Origin of the sequence: Saccharopolyspora karakumensis, from assembly GCF_004349225.1 — a bacterium.
Classification (GTDB): Bacteria; Actinomycetota; Actinomycetes; order Mycobacteriales; family Pseudonocardiaceae; genus Saccharopolyspora; species Saccharopolyspora endophytica.
Genome location: NZ_SMLA01000043.1, coordinates 19,190 through 37,758 on the forward strand (window position 1 = coordinate 19,190; position 18,569 = coordinate 37,758).

General features: G+C 68.1%; 21 protein-coding genes. 7 read left to right on the plus strand and 14 right to left on the minus strand.

All coding sequences use genetic code 11. The features are described from left to right. Positions 1 to 52: 52 nt before the first annotated feature. Complete coding sequence (locus E1202_RS22975) at positions 53 to 814, plus strand: class I SAM-dependent methyltransferase (protein WP_132685207.1); 762 nt, start codon at positions 53 to 55, stop codon at positions 812 to 814. A 287-nt stretch (positions 815 to 1,101) separates the two neighbouring features. On the opposite strand, the gene E1202_RS22980 is transcribed toward E1202_RS22975, so the two are convergent. From E1202_RS22980 to E1202_RS32300, 7 genes are all read right to left on the minus strand, one after another. Then, positions 1,102 to 1,572, minus strand: a complete 471-nt coding sequence (locus tag E1202_RS22980; RefSeq protein ID WP_207918882.1) for a hypothetical protein — start codon at positions 1,570 to 1,572, stop codon at positions 1,102 to 1,104. Positions 1,573 to 1,654: 82 nt separating this feature from the next. Further along, entirely contained in the window at positions 1,655 to 2,386 is a 732-nt protein-coding gene (locus tag E1202_RS22985; protein WP_235878903.1) for a DUF2267 domain-containing protein, read from the minus strand. A gap of 421 nt (positions 2,387 to 2,807) precedes the next feature. Further along, a complete protein-coding gene (locus E1202_RS22990) occupies positions 2,808 to 3,395 on the minus strand; it encodes a DUF4383 domain-containing protein (protein WP_132685209.1) in 588 nt (195 codons plus the stop codon). Next, the gene (locus E1202_RS22995) at positions 3,392 to 3,583 is read right to left on the minus strand and encodes a uracil-DNA glycosylase family protein (RefSeq protein ID WP_132685210.1); all 192 of its coding nucleotides are present in this window, start codon (positions 3,581 to 3,583) and stop codon (positions 3,392 to 3,394) included. The genes E1202_RS22990 and E1202_RS22995 overlap by 4 nt, the downstream gene beginning before the upstream one ends. 40 nt (positions 3,584 to 3,623) lie before the next feature. Then, positions 3,624 to 3,761, minus strand: coding sequence for a hypothetical protein (locus tag E1202_RS31550; RefSeq protein WP_165943952.1), 138 nt, complete (start codon positions 3,759 to 3,761; stop codon positions 3,624 to 3,626). 360 nt (positions 3,762 to 4,121) lie between these two features. After that, positions 4,122 to 5,015, minus strand: coding sequence for an oxygenase MpaB family protein (locus E1202_RS23000; protein ID WP_235878905.1), 894 nt, complete (start codon positions 5,013 to 5,015; stop codon positions 4,122 to 4,124). Positions 5,016 to 5,159: 144 nt separating this feature from the next. Further along, the gene (locus E1202_RS32300) at positions 5,160 to 5,834 is read right to left on the minus strand and encodes a YbhB/YbcL family Raf kinase inhibitor-like protein (RefSeq protein ID WP_235878907.1); all 675 of its coding nucleotides are present in this window, start codon (positions 5,832 to 5,834) and stop codon (positions 5,160 to 5,162) included. Positions 5,835 to 6,123: 289 nt separating this feature from the next. On the opposite strand from E1202_RS32300, the gene E1202_RS23010 reads away from it, so the two are divergent. After that, positions 6,124 to 6,633: a hypothetical protein gene (locus E1202_RS23010; RefSeq protein ID WP_207918886.1), complete on the plus strand. Its 510-nt coding sequence runs from the start codon at positions 6,124 to 6,126 to the stop codon at positions 6,631 to 6,633. Between the two features lie 87 nt (positions 6,634 to 6,720). Then, on the plus strand, positions 6,721 to 7,239 hold the full coding sequence (locus E1202_RS23015) for a hypothetical protein (RefSeq protein WP_132685212.1): 519 nt from the start codon (positions 6,721 to 6,723) through the stop codon (positions 7,237 to 7,239). On the opposite strand, the gene pptA is transcribed toward E1202_RS23015, so the two are convergent. Further along, positions 7,205 to 7,444, minus strand: coding sequence for a tautomerase PptA (gene pptA, locus E1202_RS23020; protein ID WP_132685213.1), 240 nt, complete (start codon positions 7,442 to 7,444; stop codon positions 7,205 to 7,207). The two genes, E1202_RS23015 and pptA, sit on opposite strands and share 35 nt — an antisense overlap. Positions 7,445 to 7,619: 175 nt before the next feature. Here pptA and E1202_RS32640 point away from each other — a divergent pair, with 175 nt between their 5' ends. Beyond that, entirely contained in the window at positions 7,620 to 7,751 is a 132-nt protein-coding gene (locus E1202_RS32640; RefSeq protein ID WP_268952353.1) for a hypothetical protein, read from the plus strand. Between the two features lie 897 nt (positions 7,752 to 8,648). Next, the gene (locus tag E1202_RS31555) at positions 8,649 to 9,539 is read left to right on the plus strand and encodes a hypothetical protein (protein WP_165943953.1); all 891 of its coding nucleotides are present in this window, start codon (positions 8,649 to 8,651) and stop codon (positions 9,537 to 9,539) included. A 59-nt stretch (positions 9,540 to 9,598) separates the two neighbouring features. Here the strand turns inward: E1202_RS31555 and E1202_RS32645 are convergent, their stop codons facing one another. The 5 genes from E1202_RS32645 to E1202_RS23045 form a co-directional block, all read right to left on the minus strand. Next, on the minus strand, positions 9,599 to 9,727 hold the full coding sequence (locus E1202_RS32645; protein WP_268952354.1) for a hypothetical protein: 129 nt from the start codon (positions 9,725 to 9,727) through the stop codon (positions 9,599 to 9,601). A 363-nt stretch (positions 9,728 to 10,090) separates the two neighbouring features. After that, entirely contained in the window at positions 10,091 to 10,855 is a 765-nt protein-coding gene (locus E1202_RS23030; protein ID WP_132685214.1) for an SDR family NAD(P)-dependent oxidoreductase, read from the minus strand. 26 nt (positions 10,856 to 10,881) lie between these two features. Then, complete coding sequence (locus E1202_RS23035) at positions 10,882 to 12,027, minus strand: acyl-CoA dehydrogenase family protein (RefSeq protein ID WP_132685215.1); 1,146 nt, start codon at positions 12,025 to 12,027, stop codon at positions 10,882 to 10,884. Positions 12,028 to 12,056: 29 nt separating this feature from the next. Beyond that, the gene (locus E1202_RS23040) at positions 12,057 to 13,190 is read right to left on the minus strand and encodes a thiolase family protein (protein ID WP_132685216.1); all 1,134 of its coding nucleotides are present in this window, start codon (positions 13,188 to 13,190) and stop codon (positions 12,057 to 12,059) included. A gap of 189 nt (positions 13,191 to 13,379) precedes the next feature. Next, entirely contained in the window at positions 13,380 to 14,705 is a 1,326-nt protein-coding gene (locus E1202_RS23045) for an MFS transporter (RefSeq protein ID WP_132685217.1), read from the minus strand. Positions 14,706 to 14,913: 208 nt separating this feature from the next. On the opposite strand from E1202_RS23045, the gene E1202_RS23050 reads away from it, so the two are divergent. Further along, positions 14,914 to 15,798, plus strand: a complete 885-nt coding sequence (locus tag E1202_RS23050) for a LysR family transcriptional regulator (RefSeq protein ID WP_132685218.1) — start codon at positions 14,914 to 14,916, stop codon at positions 15,796 to 15,798. Here E1202_RS23050 and E1202_RS23055 read toward each other — a convergent pair. Beyond that, positions 15,704 to 16,861, minus strand: coding sequence for a LysR family transcriptional regulator (locus E1202_RS23055; RefSeq protein ID WP_235878909.1), 1,158 nt, complete (start codon positions 16,859 to 16,861; stop codon positions 15,704 to 15,706). The two genes, E1202_RS23050 and E1202_RS23055, sit on opposite strands and share 95 nt — an antisense overlap. A gap of 24 nt (positions 16,862 to 16,885) precedes the next feature. Here E1202_RS23055 and E1202_RS23060 point away from each other — a divergent pair, with 24 nt between their 5' ends. After that, positions 16,886 to 18,559, plus strand: a complete 1,674-nt coding sequence (locus E1202_RS23060) for a class I adenylate-forming enzyme family protein (RefSeq protein ID WP_207918883.1) — start codon at positions 16,886 to 16,888, stop codon at positions 18,557 to 18,559. Positions 18,560 to 18,569 lie beyond the last annotated feature (10 nt).

The following is an 18,569-nucleotide window of genomic DNA, read 5'->3' on the forward strand; positions in this document are numbered from 1 at the left end:
CCCACCCCGCATCGCCTGAACCCATTCGAACTTGATGGAGAGGAAAGTTCCCATGACCGCCGCGATTGATCACTACGATCGCCTACTCGCCGCGCACTACACCTGGATGCTCGGCGGCGATATCGAGGCACTAGCGACCGCGCAGACCGAACTGCTCCGTGATCTGGGCCTGGCCGTCGCCCCAGGCGAGCATGCCACCGCGGTTGACCTTGGATGTGGCCCTGGACCGCAGACTCTGGCGCTCGCACGCCTCGGCTACAGCTCGGTCGCCGCAGTCGATACCAGCGCCGCTCTGCTCGATGAGCTCCAGCAACATGCCCGCCACGATTGCACCACGACCATCCAGCCGGTTCACGACGACATCCGCGGTGTTCTCCCCCGCATCACCGAGCCCGACTCGACGACGGCCATTGCGTGCATGGGCGACACACTGCCGCATCTCCCCACGCACACCGATGTCCGCGAACTGAACACGGACGTGGCCACATCGCTGCGCCCCGGCGGAAGCTTCGTGGCCACCTACCGCGACCTCACCCACGAACTCCACGGCCCGGACCGCTTCATCCCCGTGCGCAGCAGCCCCGACCGGGTCCTCACCTGCTTCCTCGACTTCATCGACGAAAACACAGCGCAGATCCACGATCTCCTGTACACACAGGACAACAACACGTGGAACCTGCAGGTCGACAGCTATCCCAAGCTCCGGATCTCCCCCCAAGCGCTGGGCGACCAATGCAACACCGCAGGCCTCGACATCCGCCACCACGAAACAAGCCCTAACGGCATGCGCGTCCTGCACGCGCAGAAACCGTGACGATCGACAGAGCATGCCCAGCAGGTCTCCACCTTCCACACGAGCGAAACCTGGTGGAGCGACATCCGGCTACCCGCGTCAGCGGCTACGATGTCGGTCGCCTGGGCACTGTCCAATGAGGCCACCCCGGGAACAGATCGTCGACTCACACCGCCAGGCCGCGCTGGACACGTTGCAGCACTTCGAAGACAACGTCGCATACACCCGCAGAGGTGCCGGAGGGTACGCCCAGTACGACGTGCAGGGCATTACTACCTCGGTGGAGCGGATGTGGCACGGGCGAAGATTCACCGTGCGGGTTCGGTGCTGTCGGTGCCGGCGCGTGGGTCCGCGCCGCTGAGCACCTCCGTTGCGTGGTGCATCCGCAGTCCCTCCAGCACTTCGAGTTGGTCCTGAGCGCGTTCGTGCAGCCGCTCGATCGCCGCAGAATCGAGCCTGCTGTCGTGCTGCGCCACGACCAGAAGAGAACGCCACCCACTGGCCTTGCCCTCGACGCCGAGCCGCAACGACTCCAACTCGATCAGCTTCGTCAGGGGCGAGACGGTCAACACCGAGCCGTTGGGCTTCAACCGGGTCAGGCGCTCGCCGATCCAGGCGGCCCACGCCTTGTACAAGGAAACGTCCACATCGAGGGATGCCATGATCTTCCGCAGCGAACGGCGGTCCTCGTCGATCTCTGCCGTGAGCTCCCGCAAGATTCGAGCTTCTTCCTCGTTCGTAGCCCCGCGCGTGCGTCGCCGAGCCAGCTCGACGCCCACGACCGCACCCGCGTAGTGGTCGTTGAGGTAGATGTCCAAAGACCGCACGATCGTTCCCCTCTCAGCAGAAGTTGCGTTCCGCTCAACCACCGGAACCGACGGCTCGGACCGCCTCATCGATACGCGCGGCCAGCCGCATGTCGAGTTCCGTGACGCTGCCCAGGGAACGCGTGCGCACCTCGAACCGCACGAGATCCGCGCCCGGGTGCGTCACGTTCACGTGGTGCGACAACTCTTCTTCGGCTGCGCGCACTCTCGCGAGCAACGGCCGCTGGCGGTCCTGCGGTAAGGAAATCTCGCGAGCGATCCCAGCTGTGGAGCCGCGCCAGTTCTCCAACTGGCCCAAGGCCCGTTCGAGCTCGTCCGGATCGAGCGGGCGTGGCTTGTTCTCGGCAGCCGCGGCGTTCAAGTCCGGTGGTGCTCCTTGGCCGGGCGCTGTGAACAGCGGTGCGAACTCCTGCGGCAAGCGGTGGCGCAGCGAGTCGCCCAAGGCCGGATCGGCGGTGACGATCTCGGAGAGGACCGCTTCCAGCAGGTATCGGGCCCTCTCGGGTGGGCAGGACGCTCGGCGCGACATCTCCTGCACGAGATCGGGCGCTGTGCTGCCCTCGGGGGTGGAGCTCTCCCCGACGACGGCGTCGCGGAGCGTGGGCGGCAGCACCGAGGCCACTTGTTCTCGGTCCAGGCCGTCGAGGTGCTGCGCCAGGGACTCGAGCGCATGGGTGCTCGCCTCGCGAGCCTCCTGCGTCGTCGGAACGCTGGCGCGTCGCATCACACCGTCGGTGAACTCCTGGTACTGAGCCGACACGATCATCCACAACCCAACTGGCGACATCGGATAGGTGTTTCATGCATTCAGGTGCCCGACGAGGAGACCCATCAAACGGCGACGGGGCCGCACACCGCGATGTCCCTCCGCTGCGACGACCACTCCGCGTTCCAGTCTGAGCCGGGAAGCCCTGCCGCACCTCCGGAAGCGAGCTGGTTACGGCATGTGGGTGGCTGGTGGAGACCCGATGGCGTTTCGAGATCGCAGGATCGTGGTACCACGCGACGGGAATTTTGTGGGAGGAAGCATGTACGTACGCAGCCTCCTCGTGGTCACCGGTACCGAAGACGATGTCGAAGCGCCGAACTGACGACCGAGATGCGCACGGTCTGTGCCTTCACCCCCGCTCACGGTCAGGGAGGTTCACGACGGCGTGTACCCGCTGGTCACCGATATCTGGGCGGAGCTACCGCGGCGTGTCTTCTTCACCGCTCCTGGCCTCGCGAGCCTTCGGGCGATGCATGGTGGTGATCAGTCGCCGCCGGCCCGCCGACCCCGGCACCACGTAAGCTCCGCAGAGGACGATGAAGCCCAGCAACGCGAGCGCGGCGTGCAGGAAGTTCTCCGGTGGGTCGAGGGCGAAGATCGTGCTCGACTCGTTCGCCGTGCTCTGGGCGGTGCCGTAGAGGAAGAGAACCAGGAACACGACCAGTTCAGCTGCGGCAAACCACCGGATCGTGCGCAACGACCACGTGGAGACCACGGCGAGCACACCGGTGACGAGCAGGAGAACGGCATGCGCCGGATTGAGTTCGAACACCACGAGCGGCTGGTCCTCCGGTGGCACCGTCAGCGCGATCAGTCCCGCGGCCCCGAGCACCATGAGCAGCACGCCCTCCACAGCGTGGACGAGCCTCCACCCGAGCGGACCAGTGACGCGTTCTGCCACAACCTGCGCTCCTCTTAGTCTTGGGCCAAGGCATACCCGAGCGCGTGGGCGGCAAACGAAGGCGGGGCGCAGCCGGGCTCGCCATGTCGCCCGGAGCTCGATCATCCGAGGGCCTCGCCCACGGCGCGGAGGTCGTCCCGGAACTCGCGGCACGCCGCCTCGCGGTCCGTGGCGCGCAGAACCGGGGAGGGGTGCACCGTCGCGAGGATGGAGTCGGGGCAGTGCTCGCCCACGTCGATGCTGTCGGGGAAGTCGAGCGGGATCCCGCGGTGGCGACCAACCGGCCGGGGCACGCGCCACACACTCTTCGAGCGACACCAGGGACAGGCCGGCTTAGGCCGGCAGCCAGTAATACCGGTCGATGAGGCCCTCGCGCACGCGGGTCAGGACCATCTCGCAGCGGGTAATGCCCAGGTGGGCGCAGTGCTCACCGACCAGCGCTGCGCACCCAGGACCGCTCCAGGAGCGCATGCGGCAGGCAGCCCGGCACCGCGGAAAGACCGTCACACAGAGCACCCCGGGTGGGTACTCGACGATCACGCAGGTGAGCAAGTTCCGGGCACCACGGGCTCCGCAGCTGGACGCGGTCGGGCCGAAGGTGGCGGAGTCGCGGATCGGTGCTCCCGGCGGCGTCGAGCTCCGAATCGCTCACGGGTGCGCGCATCGAGCCGCGCTTCCTCCGCAACCCCAGCCCAGCTCACCTCGAATCGGTGCGATTGCGATTGCCGAGATGCTGAGAACACCGCAACACCATGCGACTCGATCTCCTCGCCGTCCACCGAGGAGACCTCGGCGGTAGCGCGATCGTGGACAGCACCGCCGCGAGCCTGCTCAGCCCCGATCCGGGTCGCCCGCCTGCGCGGGGGCCGTCATCGCCCAGCGGATCGCGCCCACGATGCCGTGCCCGCCGAGGCGGACCGCCGTCGCCTCGGTGACCGGCAGGTAGGGCAGGCGCAGCGGCCACCGCGCCCACACGGGCAGTTCTGCCACCGCCGCCGAGGCCAGGAACGCGTAGGGGACCCGGGCGACCACCGGCACAGGCGGATCGAGCAACAGGAAACGAGCGGCCGCCCGAGCTTCGGGTGTGCCCTGCAGTTCCGGGCGGTAGGCCGCGAGCCGTGCGGCCAGCTCGGCGCGGTCGCGCGGTGGATCCGCGACGCCGAGCGCGGTGCCGATGCGCGCCATGTCGTCGATGTAGGCGTCGCAGGCGTCGTCGTCCAGCGGCACCGCTCCGTAGTGCTGGTGGCATCGCAGGAAGCTGTCCACCTCGGCGACGTGGACCCAGCCCAGCAGGTGCGGGTCGCTGGCCCGGTACGTCCGCCCGTCGCGGATCGAGCCGCGCACCCTTTGGTGCACGCGGCGCACGGTGGCCACCGCGTCCTGCGCGTCGGATGCGGTGCCGAACGTCGTCACCGCGAGGAAGGTGCTCGTGCGCTGCAGGCGCCCCCACGGATCTCCCCGGTAACCGGAGTGCGCGGCCACGGCCGCCATGGCCAGCGGGTGCAGCGATTGCAGCAGCAGCGCCCGCAGCCCGCCGACGAACATGGCGGCATCGGCGTGCACCCGGCGGATCGGACGGTCCTCGGAGAACCAGCGCGGGCCCGGTAAGCCGTGGATGCGGGCCCGCTTGGCCGGACCGTCGGAGCCGGCGACGCGTTCGAACAGCGCGGCTCCCCAACGCTGCCGCAGCAACGTCAGCGGGCCCAGCACCTTCTCCGACGTCACGGAACCAGCATGGGCCTCCCACCGGCCTGGACGCCAGGGCGCGAGCGGATCGGTGTCGGCGCCCCAGCAGGCCGGTCACCGCCCGCCTGAGCAGCGGACTCAGGTGTGGTCGTCGACGACCGGTGGCCGCGCGTGGTGACGACATCAACGCTGGTACAGCCCGACGATGGTTCCTCGTGCGACTTCGCTGTCGGCCAACGCGCGGTACAGCTCGTCGAGTCCGGAGTCGGGACCGAGGTTCAGCGGTCGGTTGCTGGCGAAGACGTGGAAGAAGTACCGGTGAGCGGCATCGCCGACCGGCGGCATCGGACCGGACCAGCCGTACTCGCCGAAGTCGTTGCGCGATTCCACCGCACGCGCGGGTGCTTCGCCGTGGTCGATGCGGTCCACGGAGGGGGGCAGCGACGAAACCAGCCAGTGCAGGAACGTGCCGTTCGGGGCGTCCGGGTCCGCGCACACGACGGCGAGCTCAACGGCGTCGTCGGGCACGCCGTCCCACTCCAGCGTCGGCGCGATGTCCTCGCCGTCCTTGCTGCACCAGCGCGGGAGCAGGTCGTGGTCGTTGAAGGTGCTGCTGCGGAGGTGTATGCCGCCACCTTCCCGGTCCCGCTCGCGTCCCTTGCCGCCGGGCTCGCCCGACGGCCGCTCGCCCAGCGGGCCTTCCGCGCGATCGTCCGCCGGCCGTCGCGGAGGGTTGTCCCGCTGGAGCTCGCGCTGGGTGACCCGGTCGGCGGTCTCGTCCGACATGCCCTCGTCGCTGTGCTCCTTGCGCCGCCGGGCGCGCGCGACGTCGTACTGGTGGCTTCCGGGTTCCGGCATGACCGCACTCCCTCCCGACACCCGGTCGAATCGGCCGGATGGTCGGCGTGAACTCACCCAGCGAGTATCCGCGCGCTCCGGTGGTGAAACGCCCGTCCTCCTGTCCGATGCGGGCATTGCTCGGAGGGATTCCTCAGTGGCAGTCGAGGCGACACGTCGACGGCCGATTGCGGGACTCGCGCAGTTGTGAGGCACTGGCGGGGGTGCTTCTGTGGAACCTCCGGATGGGAATTCAAGCATGCGTGCGAGGATGTGGCGTCGTCCCCGGCCGAGCCGGCAGCGGACCTCGATGGAGGTCTTCCGGCGGGGAGCTGTGCACGGTCTCGTGGCGGGTGCCGTCGGCGTCGCTGCCATGACGCTCAGCGAGAAGCTCGAACAGCGCTTCACCGGCCGCCCGAACTCCCACGTGCCGGGTGCGACGTTGGCAGGCCTGATGGGTACGGCGCGGGAACCAGCAGGGATGAACGTCCTCATGCACCTAGGTCAGGGGATCCTCCTCGGAGCTCTCCGCGGCACCATGGCCCACGCCGGTTTGAGAGGGCCCTTCTCCTCCGCCATGTTCGCGGTCGTGCGCCTGACCAACGACCAAACGTTGGAGAACGCGACCGGAGTCGGTGCCCCGCCGTGGACGTGGCCGCGTGATGAACTCGCCGTCGACCTGTTCCACAAGACCGTGTACGCGGTGACCACAGGACTCGTGGCGGACCGCCTCGCCGCGCACACCGGCCCGGGACCCGGGCAGCGCCACGCGCAACGCGTACCCGGACGTCACGCCAACGTGGGGCCACCCCCGAACTGAGGCCGGCGTCGCCGTGCCCACTGTCCACCGCGGCATCGGCACCGACTCGGCGAAACCGCGCTTGCGCAGCCGGCCCGCTCGTGGCGCGTGGTGAAGACGGGCGAGGTCCTTGGCTTCCACCTGGAACAACCAGTGCTTGGCGCCCATCAGCAAAATCGCCTGGAAGATGAGCTGCAGCCATTCGGATTGCCAATTCTCGAAGGTCGCCGAGAAAAATTGGTACAGGAAGCTTGCCCACGGGCGGCAGCTTCATCACCATCGCCGAATGCCAGGCCCGCTACATCGTCGACCTGGTCACCGCGATGGCGCCGGGTCGAATACCGCGTCGGCCAGCACGAGAGGACCCCGCTCACGCCCGAGCGCCTCGCCGAGATCGACGGGTACCTGCAGCACTACAACCAGCGCGTGAAGGACGTCCTCGCCGCAGGCATGCGCAGCGGCGAATTCCGCACCATGAACCCGAAACTCGCGGCTCTGGGCATCCTCGACATGCTCAACGGCGTCAGCAACTGGATCCGGGGCACCGCCGACGAGGTCGCCGACACCTACGTGCACCTGCTCCTCGACGGTCTCAGCCCTGGCCCCGCAGATAGTCGGGGCGCTTGATCAGGAGCTCGGGACGGCCGTTGATCTCGGGTTCCACGACGATCTCGTTCCAGACCTCCTTCTCCACCGGCTCCAGCGTGACCGACACGGCCCCGTCCCGGGTGCCGAGGTGCTCGATCAGGGCCACCGTGATCGACTCCGCAAGCTTCCGCTTCTGCTCGTCGGTGACCTCTTTCGGGAAGTGCTTGATGTTCACGTGCGGCATTGATCGCTCCTCGACCTCGGGGACTCCGGTGTGCCTGACCGTAACGGGAACGGCACACCGGCTCTTCCCCCGACTCAGCCCCCGTTGTTGCTGCCGATCAAGAAACCCGGTCATCATTGGCCGTGCCCCAGAACCAAGCTCTCCACTTTCCCAGTGATCCGGCGGAGCGAGGGCGATGTGCGAGTCGCTTCAGCGCTGGCAGTTGATCACGTTGCTGATCACCTACGTCGGCACCGCCGCCAGGCTCATCCTCGCGGCCGTTGTCCACACCGATGACCATGCGCGTTCGGTCATCTCCGGGCACTGACCGTTTTCTGGGGCTGGAACAGGGCCACGTCGTGCCGGACCCAACGTTGAGATCCACTTCGCGCCGATTCGCTGGAGCGAGATCGTTTGCGGCAAGTTCGTAGCAGCGCAACCGAGCTGCTCGCAAAAGCCGAGCAGGGACCGCTGCTCGAGGGAATCGCCACTGCCGTCGATGGCAGGTACGCCTTCAATTCGAACCGCGGCGAAGGGGAGCCACGTTCCAGGGCTCCTTGTCAGAAGTTCGCCTGCCGGGAAAGGGACAGACCACCCGCCGGGCTGCGCGCGCCTGCACCTCAGCGCGACGCGGCGCTTCGGTCTTCGGGGGGTCTATCGAAGCCGAGGTGGTCTTACTTTGAAGCGCACCATGTTCTCGTCGCGCCTTTTCGCCTGATCCGCGCGCTCGTGCGCTTGGTTCACGGCGTGTTCGAGTTGGTCACCCAGTTCGCGGACAAGTCGCCGCAAGGAACTGTTCCACTCTGGGCCGACGTCGAGGCGATCTACACGCCGCTGGAGGGAGTCGAGGAGGTCTCGTGTTTCCGCGTGCACGTGCTGCAACTGGTCGATCACGATGAGCAGTATGGAGCGAGGTCTTCGGCTGAACGGGCTCGTTCCAATAACCATTTGGGCAAGTCGCCACAAAGATCAACGAAGTGCCGAGCCCCTGCCGCACTCCCGGGGCGGTGTGGCCGCGGAGCTGCTGCATCCGATCGTTCGCGGCACCCGGGCACTCTTCCCGTGCAGCGGGGGCGGGCGACCCCCTGGACGACTACATCGAAGCTCAGGAAAACGAGGCTGGAAGTAGCCCAGAAAGCGCTGGCGATGCACCGGAATATGCATCGCGCGGAGGTGCAGGAGGCGGATTCCCTGGGCGTGCCGGTGTCGAAGGTCGAGGACATCGATGAGGACGGACGCACTCAGGGACGAACTCCTGGACGGGCAGAGGGAAATCGAGGCGACCAGGCAACGCATCGAGGGCGCGGACCACTCGCCTCGAGGGGCCCACGCGAGCGAGGACTTCCTGAACGACCACCAGACCGGCACCTGGGCGGATCAGACCGCGCTGGACGATTTCCGCCAGACGCCGCCCGTGGATGCCGGCGTCAGGCCGATCGAAGACTACGAACCGGGGCAACGGGCCGGTGATGACGTTTCAGACCTACCGGTCACCGAGCCTGCGACACCCCCGCCGGTGCACCCGAGTGGCGAGCCCCCGACGGCGGACGCTGCAACCGACAAGGTGGCCACGTTGCGCACCGGCCAGAAGAAGCCGGACTGGACACTGAAGCCAGGCGAGGCGCAGCCGACTCCCGGTCCATCCGCTCCGGCGGGGTCGGGTGATCCACTCCCGCCGGTGAGCCAGATAGCGAAGTTGGCTGGCGGGCACAGCACTGGTCGAGTCGGCGCCGAGGTCGCCAAGAGCCGCTTCAAGAAGATCGGCGTCGTGGCGGTCGGAGCGGCTGCCGCTGCTGGTCTGATCTACACGTTCTGGCCTGGCGGAGATACTCCCGAGCCACGGCCTGCCGAATCTCCGGTCGTGGAGCAGGCACCAGTGGAACCGGAGCCAGGTCCTCCGAACACGTTCGAGCCGTTTCCGTTCCGGAACCGGCACCACCGCATCCGTTCGAGCCCGGTGGCGGTGGCGGTGCCGGAGGCGATGAGGAACCCGAAGCACTCGCCCCGCACATTTGTTCGCCCCCGGCAGCACGGCAGCTACCCAGGCGGTGGGCCCGACGGCAGCGGAAGAGGAACCGACAGCGGAGGCGACCACGGCGGAGGCACCGGCGGCTGAGCACCGGCAGCCTGCGCATGGTGGTTCACCGCCTCGATCCGTACGGGGAGCAAGACTGATCAGGGCTTGCGGTAGGAGTCGCGGACTACCTGGACGTACGGCGCGGGTGCGACGGTGGCGCGGATCTCGACCTGGCGGTGCGGGTCGACCGCGGGCTTGCCCGAGTTGGGCTCCTCGCCCCACAGCACCGTCGCTCGGTCCCCACCTCGGCGAACGAGCGATCAACCGTGGCCGAGGAGACGAAGTCCTGCTCGTCGACGACGCAGCCGAGATCGAGCGATTTCCCCGACGGTGTCGCCGTTGTGCCGCCCCTGGTCGACCCGGAAGAACGCGTACCGCGACTTCGGCATTTCGATGCACTTGGCGGGGGTGCCCGGCTCGTGCAGCGAGAGGACGCGGCGGCCACGTCCCCGGGGTTCTGCTCCAGCGTCACCTTCTCCCGGTGGGGTTCTGCGCGACAGACCAGGTCGGGCAACACCGCGAACCAGAGGAGAAGATCTTGAGCTCACGTCCGATGACGGGGTGTGCTCCAACGCTGCACAGGCTCCCGACTAGCGCGGAGCCATCCGGATCGCCCCGTCGAGGCGGATGGTTTCGCCGTTGAGGTAGCCGTTCTCGAGGATGCTGCAGGCGAGGTGGCCGAACTCGTCGGTGCGTCCGAGCCGGGACGGGTTGGGCACGGTGTTCTCGAGGGACGTGCGCACGTCGTCGCGCAACCGGGCCAGCAGCGGGGTGTCCATGACCCCCGGCGCGATGGTGCACACGCGGATGGACTTGCTGGCGAGATCGCGTGCCGCTGTCAGGGTCATCCCGACGATCCCCGCCTTCGACGCGGTGTACGGGATCTGACCGATCTGCCCCTCGTAGGCCGCCACCGACGCGGTCAGCACGATAGCGCCGCGTTCGCCGTCAACCGCGTCGTGGCGGGCCATCCGCGCGGCACCGAGCCTCAAGGCGTTGAACGAACCGATCAGGTTGAGCTTGATCACCCACTCGAAGTCCTCGAGCGACCCGGGGTTTCCCTCCCTGTCCAACAGCCGGACCTTTCGGCCCGCGCCGGCGCAGTGCACGATCCCGCGCAGCGCGCCGTGCTCGTCGGCGGCATCGAGCGCGGCGGCGAACTGCTCGGTGTCGGTGACGTCCGCCGCGGCGAACCGGGCCGCCTCCCCCAGTTCCTTCGCGATCTCCGGTCCATCGGAGGTCGGCAGGTCGATGATCGTCACCTCGCCACCGGCTTCGACCAACCGGCGAGCCGTGGCCAGCCCCAGCCCCGACGCGCCGCCCGTGATGGCGGTGGACATTCCTTCCAAGCGCATGCCGAAATCCCCTTCTCGTGCGCTGCTCACAGGCCCAACGACTTGCTGATGATCGTCTTGAGCACTTCGGTCGTGCCGCCGTAGATCCGGCTGACCCGGGCATCGGCGTACAGCCGCCCGATCGGGTACTCCCGGATGTATCCGTAGCCGCCGTGCAATTGCAGACACCGGTCGATCACCCGTCCCTGCAGTTCTGTGCAGAAGATCTTCACCTTCGCCGCGTCGGCGGGCGACAGTTCCCCGGCGTCGTGCTCGGCCAGCGCCCGATCCAGCATCGAACGTCCGGCCTCGACATCCGTCGCGCAGGATGCGAGTTCGAACTTGGTGTTCTGGAACGAGGAAACGGTGGTGCCGAACGCTGAGCGCTCCTGCACGTACTCCAGCGTCGTCGTCAGCGCGGCCTCGGCTGCCGCTTGCGCGCCCACCGCGATGCCCAGGCGCTCCTGGGGGAGGTTGCCCGTGAGGTAGTCGAAGGCCTTGGCCTCCTCGCCGAGCAGGTTGCCCACCGGAACGCGGACGTCGTCGAAGAACAGTTCCGCCGTGTCCTGCGTTCTCAGCCCGATCTTGTCGAGGTTGCGGCCTCGCGTGAACCCGGCCATGTCACCCTCGACGACGAGCAGGGAGAGACCGCCCCGGCGGTTCTCGCCGGGGCTCGTGCGGGCGACGACGATCACGAGGTCGGCGTTGATTCCACCGGTGATGAAGGTCTTCGCTCCGTTCAGGACGAAGTGGTCGCCGCGCTTCTCGGCGCTGGTCGTCATCGCCGCCAGGTCGGACCCGGTGCCGGGCTCGGTCATCGCGATCGAGGTCATCAGCTCGCCGCTGGCCAGGCCGGGGAGCCATCGCCGCTTCTGCTCCTCGTCGCAGTAGGCGAGGAAGTACGGCAGCACGACGTTCAAGTGGACGCTCAGGCCGCCGAGGTTGACGTAGGCCCCGGCGGTCTCCTCCGCCCACACCGCGGAGTACAGGAAGCTGTCGATTCCGGCTCCGCCGTACTCCTCCGGCACCTGGATCCCCAGAACGCCGAGCTCGCCGATCCTGGTGAAGACCTCGCGGGGCACGAGGCCGGCCGCTTCCCAGTCGGGGAACTGCGGCACGACCTCCTTGGTGAGGAACTCGCGCGCCGTCTCGCGGAAAGCGTCGTGCTCCGCACCGTAGATCGTCCTTCTCATGGTGGAGTCCTTCGTGGAGGAGCAGAGGTTCAGAGCAGTTCGAGGATCGTGGCGTTGGCCATGCCACCCGCTTCGCACATCGTCTGCAGGCCGTACCCCAGGCCCTGGCTCTCCATGTGGTGCAACAGCCGGGTCATCAGCACCGCGCCCGAGCCACCCAGCGGATGGCCCACCGCGATGGCCCCGCCGAGCGGGTTGAGCCGCTCGGCAGGTACCCCGGTTTCCGCTCGCCAAGCCAGGGGAACCGGCGCGAAGGCCTCGTTCACTTCGAACGCGCCGATGTCGTCAACGCTCAGCCCGGACTTCTTCAGCGCTTTGGCGGTGGCCGCGATCGGTGCGGTGAGCATCATGACCGGGTCATCGCCGGCCAGCGCGACGGTGTGCACCCGCGCGATCGGCCGAAGTCCGCGTGATCTGGCCGTCTCCGATGAGGTGATCAGCAGGGCGCCCGCGCCGTCGGAGATCTGGGAGGAGTTGCCCGCCGTGATCACGCCGTCTTCGCGGAAGGCCGTTCTCAGCCCGGCCAGCGTCTCGGCTGACGAGCCACGCCGGATTCCCTCGTCGCTCTGAAGCCCACCGGCGACAGGCACCAGCTGCCCGTCGAGCACCCCGGAGTCGACGGCCGCCGCCGCTCTCGCGTGCGACCGGCACGCGTATTCGTCGAGCTGCTGCCGCGACAACCCCCACTTGGCGGCCACCATTTCCGCGCCGATGCCCTGGTTGAATCCGCCCACGCCGTAGCGCTCGAGGACGGAGGCCGGGTACGGTTCGCCACCTTGTGCTGCGGACCCCATCGGTACGCGGCTCATCGACTCCACGCCACCGGCGATGGCGAACTCGTAGTGCCCGGCGGCGATGCCGGCGGCGGCGAAGTGCACGGCCTGCTGGCTGGAGCCACAGCGGCGGTCGACCACCGTGCTGGGAACGGATTCGGGCCACCCCGCGGCGAGCACGGCGAGCCGACCGACGCTGCCGGCCTGGTCACCGGCCTGGCTCACACAACCCCAGACAACGTCGTCGATCTCGGCAGGCTCCACCTGGGTGCGCTCGACGAGAGCGGTGAGCACGTGGGCCGACAGGTCGACCGGATGAACCTCCGCAAGCGCTCCGTTGCGCTTGCCGACCGGCGTGCGGACAGCATCGACGATGACCGCATCTCTCATGTGAGTTCCTCCTTGGCTCCCCGTGGATCCTTCTCGCTGCTCACGATCCGCACAAAGACCGAGTGCGGAACGGGCTGATAGCCGCGACCTATGGATGCCCGGGCTCGGAATGCCTTCGGCACGCAGCGCGGGCGCTGAATCCCCGGCACTGCGGTCGAATCGTGGCGGCGTCTTCGTCCGGTCCCGCGGTCAGTTGGCGCTCGTCGCAGCGGCCCGCGCCCCCATCAGGCGGACCTTGTCCCGCTCCGGGTTGACCGTCAGGAGTGCGATCGTTCCGCCGACGAGAGCGATGATCCCGAAGATCTGGAAGGCGAGCGCGTAGCCGTCCTCGGCGGACGCGGCCCTGTCGACGATCAGCCCGGTCAGGTAGGGACCGAGCAGCCCGCCCGTCGACATGATCGCCATGAAGACGCCGAGGGTGCCCGCGAGCTGCTGCGGAGGGACGATTTCCGAGATCGCCGAGTTGAACAACGGGAAGATGCTGGCACCGAACGCGTAACCGACCGACACGACCGCCACCGCGACCCAGGGGGTGTCGAGGTAGGGCAACGTGGTCATCGCCGCACCGCAGATCATCAAACCGGCCGAGGGCAGCAGGCCGCGCAGCATCCGCGACGTCGCACCACCGGCGATCAGCCGGTCACTGGTGAACGACAGCGCGAACATCAACACCAGGCTCGCGATGCTGGGAAAGCCGAACATCGACCCGGCCTGCACCGCTGAGTAGCCGAGGCCGACCTCGAAGTAGGACGGAAGCCAGGTCAGCACGACGGTCACCAGCGCATACATCGCGAAGATCGCAGCAGCCCCACCGAGGAAGCTCGGGGTCAGGACGATCCGCCCCCAGGAGACGTCGGGCGCCCCGCCGCCGGGCTGCTTGCTCGCCTTCTCCTCGCCGTACGGTCCGGCCTTCCAGAACGGCAGCCAGATCGCGCACCACGCCACGCCGGTAACGGCGAGGACGAGGAACGCCGCCCGCCAGCCGAATCCGGCGACCACGAGAGCCAGAACGGGTGCCACCGCGATCTTCGCGATGGAGGCCGCACCGGTGATGCAGGCCGAGGGCAGCCCGCGCTTCTCACGGGGATGCCAGGAGTACGTGCCGGTGTGGATCAGCGCCGAGGACGGCCCCTCGGTGAAGCCCAGGAACATGCGACTCACCAACAGCACGGCGAAGGTCGCTGCGAAGACCGTCGGGAGCATCGCCAGGGCCCAACCGAGGGAGAGCAGCACCATCGACCACTTGAGGGTCGTGTACTTGTCCAGCAGTCCCGCGAAGAACCCGCCGACGGTGAAGGTCAGGAAGAACGCGCTGCCGACCAGGCCGATCTGCGACGCCGACAGTCCGAGCTCCCTGGCCAGCGGCTGCGCGACGATGCCCAGGACCGCCTTGTCCGCCCAGTTGACGACGTAGAGCAGGACCAGGAGCCCGGTGAGCCCCCACGCCTTTCCTCTGGTTCCTGCGCCTGGGTCCGATGCCTCTGCGGTCAGAGCTGTGGGGCTGGGTGTTGACATGTCTCGGTCCCTTCGAGGCAGCGATCTCGCAGGTGGCGCGGACTGCGCACCCGAGGTGCGTGTTTTCGGCGAATCGCCCGTTGTCTGCTCAGCACGCTGAGTGACCTGAGTCACCAGGTCAAAGACCGGTGACGGAACCGTGGGAATGGCCCTGCCTATACCTGCAGGTCGAACCCCACCAAGCGCTTTCGCGGTTAGGGTGGAGGTCGTGTACCTCCAACAGGTCGAGTACTTCCTCGCGGTCGTGGACAACGACGGCCTCAACGCGGCTGCGACCTCGCTCGGCGTGGCTCAGCCCACGGTTTCGCAGGCCATCCGCGGGCTCGAACGCGAGCTCGACGTCGAGCTGTTCCACCGGATCGGTCGCGGCATGGTGCTCACCTCTGCAGGACACGCCCTGGTCGGCCCGGCCCGCAGAATGCTGCGCACCGTCGTCACTGCGGAGGGATCGCTGGCCGACTCGTCAGGAAAGCCGCGCGGGCGGCTGGACATCCGCGCGCTGGCCGCCCTTTCAGTGGAACCGGTCGCAACGCTGGTCAGTTCGTTCCGGCAGAGGTTCCCCGGGATCTCGGTGCGCATCGGAACCCTCCACGACGAGGCCTCGGCGCCGTCGTTGGTCAGAGACGGCCACTGCGAGCTCGTGGTGAGCCACCTGCCCGTCCTCGACAGCGCTGATCTCACCGTGGATGAACTGGGTGTGCAGGACTGGTGGCTGGTCTGCCCACCCGGCTCCGACGTACCGCCCGACGACCCACTGCCGTTGTCGGCGCTGCCCGACGTTCCTCACGTGGTCGTCCCGCGCGGCGGCTCCCACGCCGGGCACATCGAATCCGCGATCGCCCGAGCGGGCGGAGCGCTCCGGCCGGCGGTCATCATCCAGCACCGCGAGGCACGGTGTCCGCTCGTCTTCAACGGAGTGGGAGCGACCTTCCTCGAACGATCGATGGCCGAAGACGCAGCGCGACGGGGAGCTGTCGTGCGTCAGACCGAACCGAGCCTCAGCCGCGCTTACGGTCTCGTGTACGAACCTTCGGGCCTGTCCCCCGCTGGCCGGGCGTTCGTGGAACTCGCTCGCGAGACCGCTCCGCTCTGATGACCTCGGCGACGTCGAGGAAGGCCGCAGCGGCAGGGGAGAGCGGACCTCGGCGGAACAGCAACCCGATGGTGCGCTTGATCGACGGCGTCAAGGAGCGCACCACCACCCCGTGCAACTGGGTTTCAGCGATCCGCCGGGGAAGGAACGTCGCGCCGGCTCCACGCGTGACCAGATCCCAGATCGCCTGCCGATGCGCGCATTCGACCGCGACGTTGCCGATCACCTGCGCCAACCGGTGATCGATGAGCGGAAGGCCCCCCGCGTCGGACACCTCGACCACCAGCGGGATCGCGGCGATCGCTTCGATCGGCACCGGATCGGGGAGTCCTCCCGCCAGCACCGGCGGGAGGACGAGGGTGATGTCCTGTTCCCACAGCTCGCGGGATTGCAGCACCTCATCGCCCTTCACCGGAAGCTCGACCAGGCCGAACTCGGCTTCCCCCCGCCGGACCCGGCTCACGACCCCGGCAGGGCTGCCGGGATCCAGGACGTTGACGAGTATGTCGGGATGGCGGCTCAGCAACCTGCTGGTCAGATCCGCCATCGGGTCCACCGCCAGCGTCGAGACGGTGGCGATCTCCAACCGGCCGGCGACTAGATCGCGCACGGACCGTACTTTGGCCCTGGCGCTATCGGCAGCGATCAGGATGTTGCGCGCGGGCCCCGCGAAAGCCTCCCCGTCCGAGGTCAGGGTGAGCTGGCGGCGGGATCGGTCGAAGAGCTCGACGCCGAGCTCGCGTTCGAGCGCGCGGATCGCCTGGGACAGCGAAGGCTGCGCGATGTAGAGCGCCTGAGCGGCCTTGGTGATCCCGCCGTGGTCGACCACGGCGAGGAAGTACCTGACGAGGCGCAGATCCACTGGCCGCACCATACGCTCGGGCAATGGGTTTGTCACCTGCGCATATAGGTTTTGATGATGGAACCGTACGGGGCTCCGTCTTTGCGCGGGGCCGAGCCGCGGTGGTGGAATCCGATTCCTGGTGCGCCGGAACCGAACCGAGGCGCCCGACTCGTCGAAGGCCTCGTCTTTCCGCGGGCAGGTGCCAGGCGGCATCGCCATGTTGGTCTCAGAGGGGATCGTCCGATGAACGCGTACTGGCCGCAGGGAATGCCGACCTCGATCGACTACCCGGACCTGACGCTGCCGGACCTGAATGCCGCCGCGGCAAGGCTCTACGGCGACCGGGTCGCCGTGATCGACGGGGATGAGCGGCTCACGTTCACGCAGCTGCACGAGCAGGCGGCCGCCTTCGCCAACGCCCTGCGGGCCGCGGGCGTCCGCGAAGGTGACGTGGTCCAGCTCCACCTGGCGAACAGCATCTGGTTTCCCATCAGCTACTTCGGTGCGTTGCTCGCCGGTGCGGCCGTGTCCCTCTCGAACCCGCTGGAGCCGGCGCCGGGGCTGCGCAGACAGCTTCGTGACACCGACGCCACGGCCGTTGTCACCCACCCGGCGCATGCGGCGAGCCTGCGCGAGGCCCGGACCGGCACTTCCGTCCGGACAGTCCTGGTGGCACCGCCGAGCTCCTGCGCGCCCTCGCACGAGCCGATGCCAGTGGGAGACGGGAGCGTCCCGGTACCGGAGTTCGTGGCCGGGCACTCCGCCGTGCCGCCTGCGGTCACGGTGACCGGGGAAGACGTCGCCCACCTCGCTTACACCGGTGGCACGACCGGCGTCTCCAAGGGCGTCCGCGTGCTGCACCGCAACGTCGTGGCCAACACCGCTCAGATGACCGCCTGGCGCGCAGCGCACCTGATCATCGCCGACGGCCGGGAGTGCCAACTGCGCGCGATCGACGGCGTTCCCGAGCCCTGTGTGCGACCAGGCGACGCCGTTTCCGTCGTGGTGTCACCGCTCTTCCACGCGCACGCGCTGATCAACATGAACTTCCTGCTCATGTGCGGGACCACCCTCGTGCTGACCGGACGCTTCTCACCGGAGCGGCTGCTGGAATCCATCGAACGGCACCGCGCCACCTACATCACCGGCAGCCCGGCGATGTGGCACCAGATCCTGGACTGCCCCGCTTTGGAGAACCACGATCTGTCCTCCACCTTGGCGCTCTCGTCCGGGGCCGCACCGATCGATCAGGCGACGCTGGAAGGTCTGCAAGCCGCGTTCCCCTCCGCTGTGGTCTCGGAGGGGTACGGCCTGACCGAGGCGACCTGCCTGGTCACCGCGTCTCCACTGCTGCGCGGCGCCAAGCGCAAGATCGGCAGTGTCGGCCTGCCCGTGGTGGACACGGTGGTGGAGGTTCGCGCTCCCGGCGAGGGCACCAGCTTGCTGCCACCGAACGAGGTCGGCGAGCTGTGGGTGCACGGACCGCAGGTGACCAGTGGCTACCTCGATCACCCCGAGGCGACCGCCGAGCAATTCGCCGACGGATGGCTCCGCACCGGTGATCTCGGCTACCGGGACGAGGACGGGTTCGTCTTCATCGCCGATCGGGCCAAGGAGATGCTGATCTACAAGGGTTACAACGTCTACCCCCGCGAACTCGAAGAGCTGCTGCACACCCATCCCGACATCAGCTCGGTCGCGGTCGTGGGCCGATCGGTCCCCTCGGTCGGCGAGGAACCCGTCGCCTTCGTCGTCCCGCGATGCGGCGCGGTGCTCGACACCGACCAGCTCAAGGCGTTCGTCGCCGAACGAGTCCTCCCCTACAAGAAGATCCGCGACATCGAAATCGTCGACGCGCTACCCACCTCCGCCGCAGGGAAGATTCAAAAAGCAGAGTTGCGCAAGCTTCTGAAATGACGTCTCGACC